The sequence below is a fragment of the Sutcliffiella sp. NPDC057660 genome, assembly GCF_042800035.1.
In the GTDB taxonomy this organism is placed as follows: domain Bacteria; phylum Bacillota; class Bacilli; order Bacillales; family Bacillaceae_I; genus Sutcliffiella_A.
In genome coordinates this window covers 1-16,503 of the sequence record NZ_JBHVHV010000001.1, presented here as the reverse complement: position 1 = coordinate 16,503, position 16,503 = coordinate 1, and the positions used below count along the sequence as shown (strand labels likewise).

Below are 16,503 nucleotides of genomic sequence, written 5' to 3'. Positions count from 1 at the left end.
AAGGAGGTGAATGTATTGAAAAGCGAATGGAATAAGCCTACGTTAGATGTTTTAGATATTCGCCAAACCATGAAAGGCTGGATACCAGGTGGGGGAGGCGGATCTGATGATGATGATGATTGCGAACCTATAAGTGGAGAAAGTTAATATCAAATTGTAACCCTTTTACTTTTGGTGAAGGGTTACTTAATATACTTTGAATAGGCGGGTTATACATGTATGAAAGAGTTGAAAATATCCAACAACAGCAAGCCTTCGAGAGCATGTGGGAGCATATCTGCAAGAAAAATAAATGGATGAACGACCCATATGACCCACAAGGAATTCGTTATAATCTCCTTTTACTCCAAGATAAAATATTTCCTTTTTTCCACAAGAAAAAGATAATTGGGACCATAGAGTTTTTGCGTTACAATCCTGAAAGTCCTTACTGTACAGTAGAAGGACCGGGTAAATACTGCTTTTCAGAACTAAAGGGAATAAAACAATACCAAGATAGAGTGTGGGAAATTGATAAATTATGTTTAAGTGAAAAGTTTCAGCATAAAGGTTATTTCACTGATTTTTTTCATGTGTTTGAGGACCATATTTTAAATTATCGGCCTAAATTTTATATAGGTCTCATGGAAAAGAAGTTTTTTCAAATGATGCAAATGAAATTTGGTCTTGCAATAGAATCGAAAGCAGAAATGAAAGGACCTGGCACATCCCTAATGGCCGTAATCTTTGATGTAGAAAAGTTAATGAATGATACAAAGAAAGTAGAAACATTAAAAAAATTGGCGAAAATTTAAGGAGAAATATCAAAAGAAAGTGTGGGAGAAACCGCATCTTGAAATTTTAGATATAAATGAAACCTTTTTTAGATGTTTACCCCCTCTCAGTGTAGGGACTGAGGATTTTAATTGTGAAAGTTGAAAAATAAGGCCCTTAAAATGTCAGGAGGATTTACATGAAGGAGTTCCGCTATTTTCTCACAAAGATCCATCATTATGCGGGGAAAATCCTATATATTAATATGATTTCGATGGTTATCATCGGTTTGTTGGATGGGATTGGGATTCTTCTTTTAATTCCGATGATCAACATGACGGGGATCATTAATTTCCAAGCCGCAGGGACGCCATTAGGAGGTGTCCTGTCCTATTTAGAAGGTGTTGCTACATTCCTAGGATTGCCTGGGATATTGGCAATCTATGTGCTGATTGTTGTTGCCCATAATATTGTCCACAGGCAGATTACCTTACGGAATGCAATAATCCAGCAAGGATTTTTTCGTCATTTACGGGTACAAACGTATGATTCCTTCTTACACGCAAACTGGAATTTCTTCATCAAAAACCGTAAGTCGGACTTGATCAATTTTATGACGACGGAAGTTGCCAGAGCAAGTGCAGGCACGAGTTCCTTTTTGCAGTTTGCTTCTTCCTTGATTTTTACTGTCATTCAGATAGGTTTAGCTTTGATGCTGTCACCGACTATTACAAGTTTTATTCTGATTAGTGGAGTTTTTCTCGTCCTGTTAAACAGAAAATTCCTGAAATGGTCGATGGAATTAGGGAAGCGCAACTATGACTTGGGCCGAAGTTATTTGGCGGGAATCACAGATCAGATTAATGGAATCAAAGATATTAAGAGTAATACATTGGAAGAATCGAGAATGGTTTGGTATCAGAATATCACCGAACGGATGCAAAATGAGCAGATTGAATATACGAGACTCAAAACAAAATCCCAATTATATTATAAAATCGCTTCTGCTGTTCTGATTGCCGTTTTTATTTACCTTGGTGTGGTGCTCTTTAATGCTCAGGTTACGCAATTGATGCTCATCATTGTCATCTTCTCTAGGCTATGGCCAAGGGTGGCAGGTATACAGGGATCCCTTGAACAATTGGCTACCACTATTCCTGCATTTAAAGCGGTGATTGCCATCCAGAATGAGTCGAGAAATGCCCGGGAATTTACTGAAGCTGCTGATAAAATTAGACCGATGGAAGTTCATACAAGCATGGAGTGTAAAGATGTCTTCTTTCGATACAGGAAGGACCAATCTGAATTTGCCCTGAACAACATTAACCTGCACATCCCTGCCAATCAGATGACAGCGGTAGTTGGTAAATCCGGAGCCGGGAAGAGTACATTAATTGATTTGTTAATGGGATTGAATCAACCTGAGTATGGAGAAATCTTAATAGACGGTATCCCGCTTACAAGCGACAGCCTGGTTTCCCTAAGAAGAGCAATTAGTTATGTACCCCAGGACCCCTTTCTTTTCAATACGACGGTCAGGGAGAATTTGATGTTGGTAAAGCAAGGTGCGACTGAGGAAGAGGTATGGGAAGCACTTGAATTTTCATCTGCTGCAGAGTTTGTAAGGAAGTTGCCCGATGGACTTGATACGGTGATCGGAGACCGTGGCATTAAACTATCCGGTGGGGAACGTCAGCGGCTTGTGATGGCAAGAGCGATTTTAAGAAAGCCGTCCATTCTTGTCCTAGATGAAGCGACAAGTGCCCTTGATACAGAAAATGAATCCAAGATCCAGCATGCATTGGAGATGCTGAAGGGGAAAATGACGATTATTGTTATTGCCCATCGATTATCCACAATAAGGAATGCAGATCAGGTTATAGTGATGGAGGATGGGTTCATTATCCAGCGAGGCGAGTTTGGCCAACTTGCCGAAGAGAGAAAAAGTGTGTTCGGAAAATTGCTGAAGAACCAGATGAAGGCAAGTTACTAAAAGTATGAAAATAGTTCTGTCCTTTGGCTCTGTCAACTTCTCAAAAAGGCGGCTTAACCATGAAAACATTGCATGTAAAAATAGGGGAGCACCAGATTAAATTTCTCAGTCCGTATAAGCATCTTCTAGCAAAGTTTACTGATGAGTATGAGATTCTAAAGGGGAACAAACGAGTCAAACCGGATTTATTAATCTATCTTGAAAGTGGTTATGGTACATCGTTTATAAACTATGAGGTGGATAACTTTCGAGAAAATGGAAAAATCAACTTCCGTCGGGCTGATTATCAAATAACCGTGGACAAAGATTATAAGGTTGCAAAACTTTACTTCCATGATGACCTCGCCTTGAAGCATGCCATGATGAACTTATATAGTTCTTACATCGTTTATCATAATTGGGGGTTGTTGATACACTCATCCGCCGTAGTTAATGACAATAAGGCCTTTATTTTTGCGGGACGGTCAGGGGCAGGGAAATCGACTTCCGCTATGCTGTCTATGCCGAGAACGATCCTTTCTGATGAAGCTGCCATCGTAAAAATTGATAAAGGGAAATCGACCGTGTATCATTCTCCCTTTCGAAGTGAGATTAAGTCTACCAATCTTAAGGAATATTCTCCTGTTGAGGGGATATATTTGCTCCACCAATCCCATGATTTTCACAAGCATGCCATAAAGAAATCAGATGCCTTCCTCCAGTTGATGGATAAGGTATTTTATTGGTCACGAGAAGCAGAGGATGCGAAAAAAATAATTGCGCTGTTGAAAAATTTGGTAAACCTGACACCTGTTCATCACTTATATTTTCAAAAGAACGATAAATTCTGGGAAGTGATTTCTTGAGCAGGGAGTATATTTCAAATAGTGGTTGTGAAGCCACGGAATTAGATGATGAGTGGATCATTTTAAATACGGAGAATTTTACGGTAACGAAAATAAACAAGGATGGTGGCTAATGTTGGTCCATTCTGAGCGAAGCCCAGACTGTGGAGAGTATCGTGGAATCTGTAGAGAGGCACTTTTCAGGTGTCGTGCAAAAAGAAGAGATAGAGGACTTTATCATGCAGCTTGAGAATTGTGGAGTCATCAGGAATGTTTCCTGAAGATAAAAAGATCGTCTCCATTGTAAGGGAGGTATTGCTTAAAAAAGGGTGGATCGATCTTCCCTCGCACGGTACGAGCATGTATCCACTCATTAAAGAGGGAGACATATGCAAATTCTCCTCTTGTAATCCTTCCGAGCTGAAAAAAAGGGATGTCATCCTTTTTTTCACCCCTTCCAATAGCTTTGTTGCTCATCGATTAATTCTAATAGATAATACCCGTTATATATGTAAGTGTGATGGCAATCTTGGCAAGTGCATCATACAGTCCGCGAGGTTGTAAATTGTATGGGTTATGGTACAGGGAATATCCCGGAAGAAGTAAGGTTATTGGAGAGGTTTTATGAAAAGGGTTAAATGGAAGAAAGTGATTTTGTTATTAATTGTATTTCTCATTTTGTTTATAGCTATTGATAATAACCGGATTAAAATTGTACATGAAGAAATTGTAGTTGAGACCCTTGCAAAGGACCTTGAGGGTTTTACTGTCCTCCAGGTCACAGATCTTCACGAAAAGGAATTCGGACATAATCAAAAAAGGCTGATCAAGAAAATCAACTCTCTAGATTATGATGTAATTGTCTTTACAGGAGATATGCTCAACAGCAAGAGCAGCAGCAATTATGCGCCTTATTACAAATTGATTGAAGGAATAAAAAATAAGGAACACGCCCTTTTTGTCCCTGGTAATGCGGATCCGGTTCCCTATCTTATAAAACAAGACGAAATAGTAAAAGACGAGTTTGTCATAGGAATGGAGGAGAGAGGAGTCCAATTTCTTGAGACTAATTATGCCATTCATCTTGGTGAATCGGTTATCCGGATTGTGGATTTCGAGAGCTCCATTATTAGTGAGAAAAGGATCGAGACATATAGGGATACAAATATGGATGGAGATTACTCTCCTTATATTAGAATGCAGCTGGAAAATCACAATGATAATTTGGTGTTGGACGAAGGGGACACGGATCTCTTGATTGCGCTGAATCATTATCCTGTAGTAGATCGCAGGATCGATTTGCTTAATAGTGATCCAAACTATATTATGAGGGAATTTGACTTGCTACTAGCTGGTCATTATCACGGAGGACAGTTTAGAATCCCTTTCTATGGTGCGTTTTTTGTCCCAGAAGCCTATTACGACAGAAATGGACTCTTTCCTCCTCAAGACAGGGTGAAGGGGCTTTGGGAATACAAAGGGATCAAGCAGTATGTCAGTACAGGTTTGGGGAGCAGTGATACATTGCCTTTCATGAAATTCAGGCTGTTTAATACACCGGAATTGAATGTTATTACATTTACATCAAAAAAGTAAGTGCCAAGTTGGAGGGCACTTACTTTTTACTGTCCTGATTAATCTTCCATTTATTAAATTCCAGGAAATCACGGAATTGATCTTTTGTTACTCCGGAATCCATTGCTTCTCTTACTAATGTCGCCCATTCACGGTCAAGGGTTTCTTTTTCATCATTATCATGCAGAAGGGTATTCACCGACACACCTAAAACTGATGACACCTTTTCTAAGAATTGAACTGATGGATTCGATTGTAAATTTCTTTCAATGGAACTAAGGTAAGACTTTGCTACGCCAGCACGATCTGCTAGTTCTGACATAGACATTTTTCGTTGTTCTCTATATTTTTTTATTCGTTCACCAATCATGGCTTTCACCTTCCTATCATGCATAATTATAGCATATAACGAAGGGATTGTTAGATATTTAGAACAAAATTACGTAATAATTCCTACTAATTAGAGGTTTTTATATGAAGAGTTAGTGTTGTTATGTAGAAAATCTCTAATCTCATCCGTACTAATACCCATATCAAGGGCATCACCGATCAGTTCCACCCACTCCTTATCTAAATTTTCAGTTAAATCAAACACTGTCTTCTCCATCCTTTTCCCTCCTAAAATACTTTGGTATTTCAGGCAGCCCAGCCATCCTAATAGTTACGCAACTAAATTAGATCTGTTGACTTTGCGTCCTTGTTTTTCAACAAGTTTGCCTTTGACTGTTGTTTTGATATACAACTTTCGTATTATAACCTTTGTCCTTCTTATACTCCAAATTTATTATAAATTAACTTTTTATGGAATGTTGCTGATTGATGTCGAATAGACAAAATTATTTCACAAGAATTCTTTAAGGAATATAATCCGCGATTTTCAAATGAATGGGAGGAGGAAAGGATGATTTTGATAGTAAAAAGGCGCGGTTTTAAAGGTAGAAAAGTAAATTAAATTTACTTTTTCTGTCGAAATAGATATCAAAACAAACATTTTGTATATTATTTTTTGACAAACCCTCGAAAAAACATCTTAGGATTCGAACACATTCCAGTTTCCATATAATCGTATAATAATCCCCCTCAAAAGCTATTCCCACAAGTTTATGGCAATATGTTCTTCTAATTTCTTCTTGAAAAAATAATACAAATTGAAAACACTGATTAACAATAACGGTGGTTTCCTTAGTAAGAATCGTTCCTCCACGGACTAACGTCTTTTATTCACTTTACGCAATGTTCTCGAATTTTTTCCCTTTTTTAAAAAATGTGGCACATTGTGTAAGTTGTAGAGGGGAAAATCAATATTTATTTTCTTTATAAGAAACAAAAACTATGAAACAACGAGATAAATCGAGCATTTAGTAGAAAAGTGTTCTTTATTACGTTAAAACGAAATATTTTGAGTATTTCAAGTAGAATGCTACTAATATATACTCAAGTTATAGTTCATTATAAAGAACTATAACTTGTTTGTGAAAGCAGGTGAAGTCAACATGTATAAAAAGAATGTCATTACAATTGTAATAGGGATATTAATAGCGATCTCCCCCTATATTGCAAACGCAGCAGAAATAGAAAAGCTATACATAGAACAGGGAGAAGATGTTAAGTTATTCCATCCAATCAAATTAGCTCCTTCTAGAGTTACGGAAGAAAAAAATATCACTATAACGAACAAAAATGAACACATTGTTAAAATTGACACAAGCTTTCATTTCCATTTGGAAAAGGAAGGTCTTGATGAGAAAACACTTCAAAACATGCTTTTTTTATATGAGATAAAAGTTGAATTTAAGCATCAGGGAACTTTACACACCATACCTTGGACAAGTTTGAATGAAGTGATTAATCCAATGGATTCATTAGATATAAAACAACTTACACCGAATGACTCTATTGAACTTGCTTACTCAATTAGGCTCCATAAAAATGCATCCAATACCTACCAAGCGGTTACACTACATGGAGAATTGATGATTGATTCCTTAACAGATAGAAGTCAGGTAGAGACGGTAGTAACAGATAAGGAAAATCAAATGGAGAACTCTCTTCCTAACACAGCAACTGATAATTGGACTTATTTTTACTTAGGTACATTATTGGTAACAGGTGGAGTTGCCTTATTAATCTACTATTTTATAAGAGTGCTTCGCAAGAAAAGGGGGAATGTCTATGGGAGTTAAGATTAGGGAAAATAAATTGTTTTTTCTTACACTAATTGTGACTTTTTTAGCGATATATGCGGCTTGCTTTCATATTGCTGACACCTATTCACACCTTACTGCTGAAGTTAAAATTTCCGGAGAGTTATTAACAGAGGAGGATTTCCAAATACCTCTACCTCTTGAAACGCAAGTAGTAGAAACACCATCTCAGAAAGCAAACAATAAAGGCGTGGAAGAACAGCAACAACAAGAGCAACAAGATAAAGCTGACAGTAACAAAGAAACACCAGTAGAAGAAGAGAAAGAGGAAGTAAAAGAGTCGGAAGAACATGAAAAAGACGGCTCAAATTTAGAAGAAAAGACTGATTCACAAGAAGATAAATCTGAAGAAGCTTTGGCTGAAAAAACTTCAGAAAACGGCGAAACGGAAAAAGACGGGGAATAAGAGCTGATATTGATCAGTTTTTATTTTACCACTTTCGTTCTTAATAAAATACATTAGTATTCTTTATAAAAGAGGAGTGGCCTTTTTGATGAAACGAATAATGAAAATCCTCTCTACGCTTGTACTTGTTTTTCTGGCTTTAGCGGCCGGCCTTGTCATCTTCTTTGTCTCTCAATCGAAGGGAGATATAGAGAAAGTTCCAAGTGTTATTGGTTATAAGCCTCTAACCATTCTGTCTAATAGTATGCAGCCTGTTTTTGAAGCAGGAGATGTCATCTTAGTGAAACCGGGCAAGAAGCCGACAGTGAATGACGTGATTACTTTCAAGCATCCTGATGGAATCTTGGTTACACATCGGATCATTGATTCAACAGAGGAAAACGGCAAGACACTATTCGCCACTAAAGGCGATAACAACAATATTGCGGATGAGGGGCTAGTAGCACCGGAGAGTATTATCGGGGTGCAAACAAACATTATTCCGGGTGCAGGACATGTAGCTAAATTCGTATCAGGACCAGTAGGCTTCATTTTATTAATTGGTGTTCCTGTTTTCCTCTATCTATTGATTGAGATTTTCCAAAGAACTGGAATTATCGGGACTAGAAAAGAAGAAATATCTAATTAAGGGATTAACAAATAGGGTCTACCCTATTTGCTAACTATATAACAAATTTGCAAAGGGGATGTTTTTGAATGGCAAACATGAAGAATGTCAAAAAAGCGTTAATTGGGACAGCACTTGCTGGAACATTAGCAGTTGGGGCAGGGTTTGGTACATATTCTTGGTTTACTAGCCATGCAGCAGTTACAGGAGAGGTGCAGAACTCTCAATTGAAAATTGAAGGTAGCGGATTCAGCGAATTCACTTTTGAAAGAGATGCATTCACACGTCTGGCTCCTTCCCGTACTGTGATGACGGATTTCACGATCTCCAATGACCATGATGGCGATATGACATTTGAGGATGTGGTTCTTCGCGGTCAGCTTAAGTTTGCTGTGAATAACAAGGGAGACCTTTTAACTTCCGATAATATGCACAAAGCTTTCCCACGTAATGGAACGTACGAAGGGCTAGCTGCATACTCCCTACAGGAGGCATTAGAGCAGTACCACTTCACATTCTCTTGGGGTGACACAACAAAGACAATGTCTGGTTGGGATTGGTACAACAATGGCGAGGATTTCCTAGAGGAAATGACGCTTGCGAATGGAGAAGAGCTTGAAGTGGATGTAGAGATAACCCTTCATGAGGATGCGAACAACAACCTTCAAGGAGCTACTCTAAGACCGGTTGTCATGGTTGATGCGAAACAAATTGACTTTGATGCGTTGTATGAGGATGAAATCAACAACGACTGATTCCGTTCATTTTACGAAAAGAAGCTATCAAAATTGTTGGGGGAGGAAATAAGGTAATGACAAATATTAATAAGGTGAAGAAGGCTGTCCTTGGTACAGCTTTGGCAGGGGTATTAGTTGCAGGAGCGGGATTTGGAACATATTCATGGTTCACAGATAGCACAGAAGCACAAGGGCAAGTGAAAAATGCGATTGTGGAGATTGCTGGTGGAGGACAAGCTAGTTTCGATTATTCTTCTGGCTACCTTGCTCCAAGTAGATCTCAGATTGCTGAAGAGTGGAAGACAATCGAAAATAACAGTACAGACCGCCGTATCAGCCTAAATGCAAGCTTTACTGGAAAACTGTATGGAGATTCTTCAGATATTGACTTCTCTCAATATAAATCAACTGCTCTTTTTGTTTTCAATAAACATGCAAGTGGTGTGCAAGATGCAGAATATATTGATTCTTCTCTCAGAGAGTACTTGGAAGAGGATGATATGAGCCATCTTGAGTTTGAAAAAATGATGCAAGAATTCTACGGAGCGAAAATGGAGATTGTGGTGATTGAAGGGGAAACGGATGTAGAGCAACTTGAAGCAACTCTAGAAGCTTCAGCGGATACTCCTGTTGCAGCTATTGTAAGCGCGGAATATATTGAAGCTCAGCTGGAGAAAGCTAGTGCAGCTTCAATAGGAACATTGTCCCATGATCCGGTTAAAGTGATGGAAAAAGGAATCCTTTTTGGGGAGATTATTAATCGTCAACATTATGTACATGTCCTTTTCGGAACTAGCCTTAAAACAACTGCTGGCAACGAATATCAAAACGCTAAAATGGACTTCCAAATCCATGTAGAAGCAAATCAAGTGGATCGCGTAGCTGGCACTAACTAATAAGTAATTGATTTAAAAATCCGTTCATTTACCACTACACACACACTAAATGAACAGAAGGGAGGGCTCTTATGTACACGAAAATATGTCCGACTTGCGGTCAAAAGTCTTTTAGCAGCTGTTCGATATATAGCTGGGAATGTCCAATATGTACAACTGATTTATCACCCCAATATGCAGCAGTCGCTAGCGGCTCGGTTGTAACAAGAACCCTTCCTTTTAGAAATCAATTAACATTTGTTATCAAGTCATATAAAATAAACCAACAAATCTAGCACAAAGAAAATAATCGCTGACCCTGGTCAGCGATTATTTGTTTTCCTGATTTATTTTCCATTTATTAAACTCTAAGAATTCTTTAAACTGATCCTTGGTTACGCCAGAGTCCATAGCCTCTCTCACAAGGGTGGCCCACTCACGATCAAGATTTTCTTTTGATTGGACTTCGTCTTCATCATGTAAAAGAGTATTCATGGATACTCCTAGTACTGTAGAGACTTTTTCCAAGAATTGAACGGATGGGTTGGATTGCAGGTTTCGCTCGATTGAGCTAAGGTATGATTTAGCCACACCGGCACGTTCTGCAAGTTCAGACATCGACATTTTTCGTTGTTCTCTATATTTTTTAATTCGTTCACCAATCATGGCTTTCACCTTCCTATCATGCATATTATAGCATATAACGAAGGGATTGTTAGATATTTAGAACAAAATTACATGATTATTCAATAAAATTAGAGATTTTTATGGGGAGAGTTAGGGAAATTATGTAGAAATTCTCTAATTTGTTCAGACGATATTCCAATTTCAAGGGCATTGCCTATTAGTTCCACCCACTCCTTGTCTAAATTTTCAGTTAAATCAACCAATATTTTTTCCATCCTTTTCCCTCCTAAAATACTTTGGTATTTCAGGCAGCCCAGCCATCGTAATAGTTATGTAATTCTAAACTACTTTAGATCTGTTGACTTTGCGTCCTTGCTTTTCAACAAGTTTGCCTTTTCCTGTTGTTTCGAAGTCATTCGATATACAACTTTGGTATTACTACCAACGACCTCCCTATACCCCAAATTTATTATAAAATAACTATTTATGGAATGTTGCTGATTGATGTCGAATAGATCTAGTTATCTCAAAAAAATTCTTTTAGGAATAAAACATGGACATGACAAGAGGTGGACAAATAAATCCATCATTTTGAATAGCAAAATTGATTGATTTTTATGGCGGAAATATAAATTTATTTTACTTTTTCTGTCGAAAGGAAGTTCAAAAACAGTCTTTTGTTTACTTCTTTTAGAAATACCCACATAAAAACATTTCAAGATTCGAACGCAAGCTAGTTCCATATAACCGTATAATAATCCCCCTCAAAAGCTATTCCCGCACGTTTATGGTAAAATGTTCTTTCTAGATCAATTGTATCTGTTTTTTTAATATGAGTAGCATACTATAGATAGTATACATAGAAAGGATAGGTTTCAGATGAATGTAAAGTTGCCTAAGCCGTTTACGTTTGAGGGCGGCGAGCGTGCTGTATTAATGTTACATGGATTTACCGGGAACTCTGCGGATGTCCGGATGATGGGGCGATTCCTCGAGAAGCGGGGATATACGTGTCATGCACCTCAGTATAAGGGGCACGGTGTACCGCCGGAAGAGTTAGTACATACAGGCCCCGAGGATTGGTGGCAGGACGTCATGGAGGCGTATCAATTCTTGAAAGATCGCGGGCATGAAAGTATTGCGGTCGTTGGACTTTCCCTTGGAGGCGTATTTTCTCTGAAATTGGGTTACACTGTTCCTGTCAAGGGTATTGTGCCTATGTGTGCGCCTATGTATATCAAGAGTGAAGAGATCATGTATCGTGGAGTCCTGGAGTACGCAAAGGAATGGAAGAGACGCGAAGGGAAATCCCCTGAGCAGATCGAACAAGAAATGAAGGACTTCGAAAAAACGCCAATGGGCACATTAAAGGCTTTGCAGGAATTGATTGCGGATGTGCGGAATAATGTGGATATGATCTACTCTCCGACATTTGTGGTACAGGCTCGCCATGACAATATGATCAACACCGACAGTGCCAACATCATCTACAATGAAGTGGAGTCGGATAACAAGGAAATAAAATGGTACGAGGAGTCCGGGCATGTGATTACACTCGATAAAGAGCGCGATCAGCTGCATGAGGATGTTTATGAGTTTTTGGAATCGTTGGATTGGTAATAATAAAAGTAGAGAAGAAAAGCGAGATTGCTTTTTTAAAGTAGAATCTAGCTGTTGATTGGAGCAATAGGCGAAGACTCCTACGGGAGATAGCGGTTGACTGGAGACCCCACAGGCGAAGCCGAGGAGGCTCCAGCACCGCCCCGTGGAAAGCGTAGCCTAGTGCGGAAATCAACAGCGGTGTTTACCAGACCATTTCTATAAAGGAGGGACATATATATGGAAGAAATAATTCAGCAGCATGTGGATAAGCTTTTGTCCTATATGAAAGAAGAGGCGTATAAGCCGTTGACGACCCAGGAGCTGGAAGAGGCTTTAGGTATCAAGGATTCCGAGGAATTCAAGAATTTTGTAAAGGCACTGGTTCATATGGAGGACCAGGGGCTTATAGTGCGTACGAGAAGCAACCGCTACGGCCTTCCGGAAAAGATGAATCTGATTAAGGGTAAGGTGATCGGGCATTCGAAGGGCTTTGCGTTTGTGATGCCTGAGGAAGGGGATATGGATGATGTATTCATTCCGCCTACCGAGCTGAATAATGCGATGCATGGGGATATTGTGCTTGTCCGGATCAATCGGAAAGCAAATGGTGATTCCCGCCAAGAAGGTACCATCATTCGCATTGTCGAACGTGGAGTAAAGGAAATCGTCGGTACATATACGGAAAGCAAGAACTTCGGCTTTGTAATTGCGGATGATAAAAAGATTGCCAATGACATTTTCATCCCGAAAAGCGCAACGAATGGAGCGGTGGAAGGCCATAAGGTGGTCGTGAAGCTTGTGACGTATCCGGAAGGACGTTTAAGTGCCGAGGGAGAAGTAATCCGAATCCTTGGCCATAAAAATGATCCTGGTGTGGACATCCTTTCCGTCATTCATAAGCATGGCCTGCCGCAGGAGTTTCCGAAAGAAGCGTTGGATCAGGCAAATGCTACGCCAGATGAAATTGACGAAAAAGATATCGGGGACCGTCGTGACCTGCGCGATCAGATGATTGTGACGATTGACGGTGCGGATGCGAAAGACCTGGATGACGCGGTAACCGTGAAGAAGCTCGATAACGGCAACTACAAACTGGGTGTGCATATCGCAGACGTGACACATTATGTGACGGAAGGCTCGGCAATCGATATGGAAGCACAGGAACGCGGGACGAGTGTGTATCTCGTGGACCGCGTAATCCCGATGATTCCTCACCGTCTATCCAATGGAATTTGCTCGTTGAACCCTCAGGTGAACCGTTTTACGATTTCATGTGAAATGGAATTGAACAATGCTGGGGAAGTGGTCAAACACGAAATTTTCCACAGTGTAATCAAAACAACGGAGCGTATGACGTATACGGATGTGAATAAAATCCTGGTTGATAAGGATGATGCGCTGATTGAGCGTTATGAGCCTCTGGTTCCAATGTTCCAGTTGATGGAGGAGCTGGCTGCCGTTCTGCGCAAAAAGCGGATGCTGCGCGGTGCCATCGATTTTGATTTTAAAGAGTCCAAGGTCCTGGTGGATGAAGAGGGAACTCCGACAGATGTCGTCCTTCGCGAGCGTTCTGTTGCGGAAAAGCTGATTGAAGAGTTCATGTTGGTGGCCAACGAAACAGTTGCTGAGCATTTCCACTGGATGAATGTGCCGTTCATCTACCGTGTCCATGAGGATCCGAAGGAAGAAAAGCTGCAGCGCTTTTTCGAATTCATCACAAACTTCGGCTATGTGGTAAAAGGCAAGGGTAATGCAATCCACCCTCGTGCATTACAAGAGGTTATCGAAGCAGTACAAGGAAAACCGGAGGAAATGGTCGTATCCACAGTCATGCTACGTTCCATGAAACAGGCGAAATATGATGAGGAAAGCTTGGGTCACTTCGGTCTTTCCACCGAATACTACACGCACTTCACATCACCGATCCGTCGTTATCCGGATTTGATTGTCCACCGTCTGATCCGTACGTATCTGATTCAAAAGAAGATCGATCAGAAAACGCAGGAAAAATGGAGCGAGAAGCTGCCGGAAATTGCGGAGCATTCGTCCAATATGGAGCGTCGTGCCGTGGATGCCGAGCGTGAAACGGATGATTTGAAGAAATCCGAATACATGCTTGATAAAATCGGGGAAGAGTATGATGGAATCATCAGCTCTGTCACGAACTTCGGAATGTTCGTCGAGCTTCCGAATACGATTGAAGGACTGGTCCATGTCAGCTACCTGACCGACGATTATTACCGCTATGATGAGCGTCATTATGCGATGATCGGTGAGCGGACAGGCAAGGTATACCGAATCGGGGATGAGATTTCCATTCGTGTCGTGAACGTGAATAAGGATGAGCGCTCCATCGACTTTGAAGTGGTCGGAATGAAGGGGACCCGCCGTCCTGATACGAAAACGGCACCAAGGGTCATCCAGAGCGGAGACCGCAAGAAGCCGACAAAAGGTCGCAGTCAAAAGCGTAAGCAGGAAAGCGACATCAATGATATTGAAATTGGATGGAGCACGCAAGCTCCTAGCGGTAGCAGCAAAAAGAAGAACAAAAAGAAACAGTTCTTTGAAAATGCGCCTAAGCAAAAACGTACCAAGAAGAAAAAGAGATAAAATGAAAAGAAGGAGAGCCCGCAGTACGGCTCTTCTTTCTTGTACATGACCATTAATTTTGGTAAAATATTCACTACCGCTAGAAGGGGGAGAACGCTATGCCAAAAGGGGAAGGCAAGGTTATCAGCACCAACAAAAAAGCCAACCACGATTATTTTATTGAACAGACATACGAAACTGGCATGGTTCTGCAGGGAACAGAGATCAAATCCTTGCGCTCAGGACGAGCAAACTTGAAGGACTCCTTTGCACGTGTCCAAAATGGAGAAGTATTCCTTCACAATCTTCATATCAGTCCATATGAGCAAGGAAACCGCTACAACCATGAGCCGCTGCGTACACGAAAACTTCTTCTTCATCGCAAGCAGATCAACCAGTTGATCGGATTGACGAAGGAAGAGGGATATGCACTTGTTCCTTTGAAAATCTATCTAAAAAATGGCTATGCAAAACTGTTAATCGGGTTAGGAAAAGGGAAAAAGAAGTACGACAAGCGTGATGACTTGAAGAAGAAAGAAGCAAAACGTGATATTGAGCGTGCATTCCGTGAGCGTCAGAAGGAATAGTATAGGGTATTTTACAGTAACTTACAATTGCAAAGTTATGTGAGTATGCTATAATAAGGTTGTCGCTGAAACAGCGGCACTTTGATAATTGAATAGCTAACTTGTTAGCTCATTATCTTTCCCGTTAACACCTCGAGTCTTTGTTGATTTAAATTTCAACAACAGACATTTACAATCGAGGGGACGTTACGGATTCGACAGGGATAGTTCGAGCTTGGGTTGCGAGTCGGGGGGATCGTCCTCGTCATCAACGTCAACGCCAATAATAACTGGCAAAGAAAACAACAACTTCGCTTTAGCTGCTTAATAACAGTCTATAGCGGTTCCTCCCTCCATCGCCCATGTGGTAGGATCAGGGACTCACTCTAAGTGGGCTACGCCGGAGATCGCCGTCTGAGGTCAAAGGAAGAGAACAATCAGGCTAGCTGCCAGGATGCCAGTCAATAGGCGGAATGTTCAGCGAAATACTAATATATTGACTACACTCGTAGACGCTTAAGTGGCGATGTTTCTGGACGTGGGTTCGATTAATTATTAGTCGCCTTGTGTGGTAACATACAAGTGATAATCTGGCTTTATCGGTGAAACCTAAGTCGCAGACAGTATGCGATAAGGCAATGCCGAGCGGTATGTGGAGCAATCCAACAGCCGTGTATCGACTCATAGGTTACCACTTTACGTGGTAATACTAGGATGCGACATCTCTGCCATTCATGGTAAAAATAATGATTCGCATAATACGCCAGAGGGCCTCAACGTTGAGGTTCAAGATATAGTCAGTGCCATGACGAAAGCATGGAATTGCACGTCCCACCGTCTCCATACAATTTGAAAGACCTCACTTTTGTGGGGTCTTTTTTCATTAACTTATTACAAATCAAAAAAATCCTCTTCGAATTTTTTCTTCTTTTCTAATTCCATCTGTGTGTATTTTCCGTTTCTCTTTGTTACTAGATTATAGTGACTCAGGATAAACTCTGCACGTTTTTTCTTTTGATGAACTCTTAAAAATTGATAGATATCCAATAATGTTTTTGACATCCTTAAATTACCGAAAGCTGACGGTATTGCCTGTCCAGAATTAGTCGATTATAATGTCCGTATATAATTCGAAAGATTTCGAC

At 40.2% G+C, this 16,503-nt stretch carries 17 protein-coding genes, 1 other RNA gene, 1 pseudogene and 2 riboswitches; of the genes and pseudogenes, 15 read left to right on the top strand and 4 right to left on the bottom strand.

What is annotated here, in order from left to right; all coding sequences use genetic code 11:
- Positions 1-15 precede the first annotated feature (15 nt).
- The 6 genes and pseudogenes from ACFVAD_RS00095 to ACFVAD_RS00070 all read left to right on the top strand — a co-directional run bounded on the left by ACFVAD_RS00095 (position 16) and on the right by ACFVAD_RS00070 (position 5,166).
- The gene (locus ACFVAD_RS00095; protein ID WP_386634552.1) at positions 16-147 is read left to right on the top strand and encodes a paeninodin family lasso peptide; all 132 of its coding nucleotides are present in this window, start codon (positions 16-18) and stop codon (positions 145-147) included.
- A gap of 68 nt (positions 148-215) precedes the next feature.
- Positions 216-794, top strand: a complete 579-nt coding sequence (locus ACFVAD_RS00090; protein WP_386634550.1) for a hypothetical protein — start codon at positions 216-218, stop codon at positions 792-794.
- 13 nt (positions 795-807) lie between these two features.
- Positions 808-918, top strand: a pseudogene (locus ACFVAD_RS00085) (paeninodin family lasso peptide); the annotation flags it as partial.
- A gap of 34 nt (positions 919-952) precedes the next feature.
- The gene (locus ACFVAD_RS00080) at positions 953-2,746 is read left to right on the top strand and encodes an ABC transporter ATP-binding protein (protein ID WP_386634547.1); all 1,794 of its coding nucleotides are present in this window, start codon (positions 953-955) and stop codon (positions 2,744-2,746) included.
- Positions 2,747-2,805: 59 nt separating this feature from the next.
- Entirely contained in the window at positions 2,806-3,591 is a 786-nt protein-coding gene (locus tag ACFVAD_RS00075; RefSeq protein WP_386634545.1) for a hypothetical protein, read from the top strand.
- A gap of 603 nt (positions 3,592-4,194) precedes the next feature.
- A complete protein-coding gene (locus tag ACFVAD_RS00070) occupies positions 4,195-5,166 on the top strand; it encodes a metallophosphoesterase (protein WP_386634542.1) in 972 nt (323 codons plus the stop codon).
- A 19-nt stretch (positions 5,167-5,185) separates the two neighbouring features.
- Here the strand turns inward: ACFVAD_RS00070 and ACFVAD_RS00065 are convergent, their stop codons facing one another.
- Both ACFVAD_RS00065 and ACFVAD_RS00060 read right to left on the bottom strand, forming a co-directional pair.
- Entirely contained in the window at positions 5,186-5,515 is a 330-nt protein-coding gene (locus tag ACFVAD_RS00065; RefSeq protein WP_386634538.1) for a helix-turn-helix domain-containing protein, read from the bottom strand.
- Between the two features lie 90 nt (positions 5,516-5,605).
- On the bottom strand, positions 5,606-5,752 hold the full coding sequence (locus tag ACFVAD_RS00060) for an anti-repressor SinI family protein (RefSeq protein ID WP_386634535.1): 147 nt from the start codon (positions 5,750-5,752) through the stop codon (positions 5,606-5,608).
- A 29-nt stretch (positions 5,753-5,781) separates the two neighbouring features.
- Positions 5,782-5,873, bottom strand: a riboswitch (cyclic di-GMP riboswitch).
- 765 nt (positions 5,874-6,638) lie between these two features.
- Between ACFVAD_RS00060 and ACFVAD_RS00055 the strand changes: the two genes are divergently transcribed.
- From ACFVAD_RS00055 to ACFVAD_RS00035, 5 genes are all read left to right on the top strand, one after another.
- On the top strand, positions 6,639-7,328 hold the full coding sequence (locus ACFVAD_RS00055) for a hypothetical protein (RefSeq protein WP_386634532.1): 690 nt from the start codon (positions 6,639-6,641) through the stop codon (positions 7,326-7,328).
- Positions 7,318-7,755: a hypothetical protein gene (locus ACFVAD_RS00050; protein ID WP_386634529.1), complete on the top strand. Its 438-nt coding sequence runs from the start codon at positions 7,318-7,320 to the stop codon at positions 7,753-7,755. Before ACFVAD_RS00055 ends, ACFVAD_RS00050 begins: the two co-directional genes overlap by 11 nt.
- 88 nt (positions 7,756-7,843) lie before the next feature.
- Entirely contained in the window at positions 7,844-8,383 is a 540-nt protein-coding gene (locus tag ACFVAD_RS00045) for a signal peptidase I (protein ID WP_386635329.1), read from the top strand.
- 68 nt (positions 8,384-8,451) lie between these two features.
- A complete protein-coding gene (locus ACFVAD_RS00040) occupies positions 8,452-9,117 on the top strand; it encodes a hypothetical protein (RefSeq protein ID WP_386634526.1) in 666 nt (221 codons plus the stop codon).
- Positions 9,118-9,173: 56 nt separating this feature from the next.
- Positions 9,174-9,995: a hypothetical protein gene (locus ACFVAD_RS00035; RefSeq protein WP_386634523.1), complete on the top strand. Its 822-nt coding sequence runs from the start codon at positions 9,174-9,176 to the stop codon at positions 9,993-9,995.
- A gap of 309 nt (positions 9,996-10,304) precedes the next feature.
- Here the strand turns inward: ACFVAD_RS00035 and ACFVAD_RS00030 are convergent, their stop codons facing one another.
- Both ACFVAD_RS00030 and ACFVAD_RS00025 read right to left on the bottom strand, forming a co-directional pair.
- Positions 10,305-10,640, bottom strand: coding sequence for a helix-turn-helix domain-containing protein (locus ACFVAD_RS00030; RefSeq protein WP_386634520.1), 336 nt, complete (start codon positions 10,638-10,640; stop codon positions 10,305-10,307).
- An 89-nt stretch (positions 10,641-10,729) separates the two neighbouring features.
- Complete coding sequence (locus ACFVAD_RS00025) at positions 10,730-10,876, bottom strand: anti-repressor SinI family protein (RefSeq protein WP_386634517.1); 147 nt, start codon at positions 10,874-10,876, stop codon at positions 10,730-10,732.
- Positions 10,877-10,905: 29 nt separating this feature from the next.
- A riboswitch (cyclic di-GMP riboswitch) is annotated at positions 10,906-11,004 on the bottom strand.
- Between the two features lie 476 nt (positions 11,005-11,480).
- On the opposite strand from ACFVAD_RS00025, the gene ACFVAD_RS00020 reads away from it, so the two are divergent.
- The 4 genes from ACFVAD_RS00020 (at position 11,481) to ssrA (ending at position 15,909) form a co-directional block, all read left to right on the top strand.
- Positions 11,481-12,221: an alpha/beta hydrolase gene (locus ACFVAD_RS00020; protein WP_386634515.1), complete on the top strand. Its 741-nt coding sequence runs from the start codon at positions 11,481-11,483 to the stop codon at positions 12,219-12,221.
- Between the two features lie 219 nt (positions 12,222-12,440).
- Entirely contained in the window at positions 12,441-14,813 is a 2,373-nt protein-coding gene (rnr, locus tag ACFVAD_RS00015; protein ID WP_386634513.1) for a ribonuclease R, read from the top strand.
- 98 nt (positions 14,814-14,911) lie between these two features.
- Positions 14,912-15,379 (top strand): SsrA-binding protein SmpB, encoded by a 468-nt coding sequence (gene smpB / locus ACFVAD_RS00010; RefSeq protein ID WP_386634510.1) that lies wholly within the window; start codon positions 14,912-14,914, stop codon positions 15,377-15,379.
- A gap of 187 nt (positions 15,380-15,566) precedes the next feature.
- Positions 15,567-15,909: a transfer-messenger RNA gene (gene ssrA, locus ACFVAD_RS00005) on the top strand.
- The last annotated feature ends 594 nt before the right edge of the window (positions 15,910-16,503 follow it).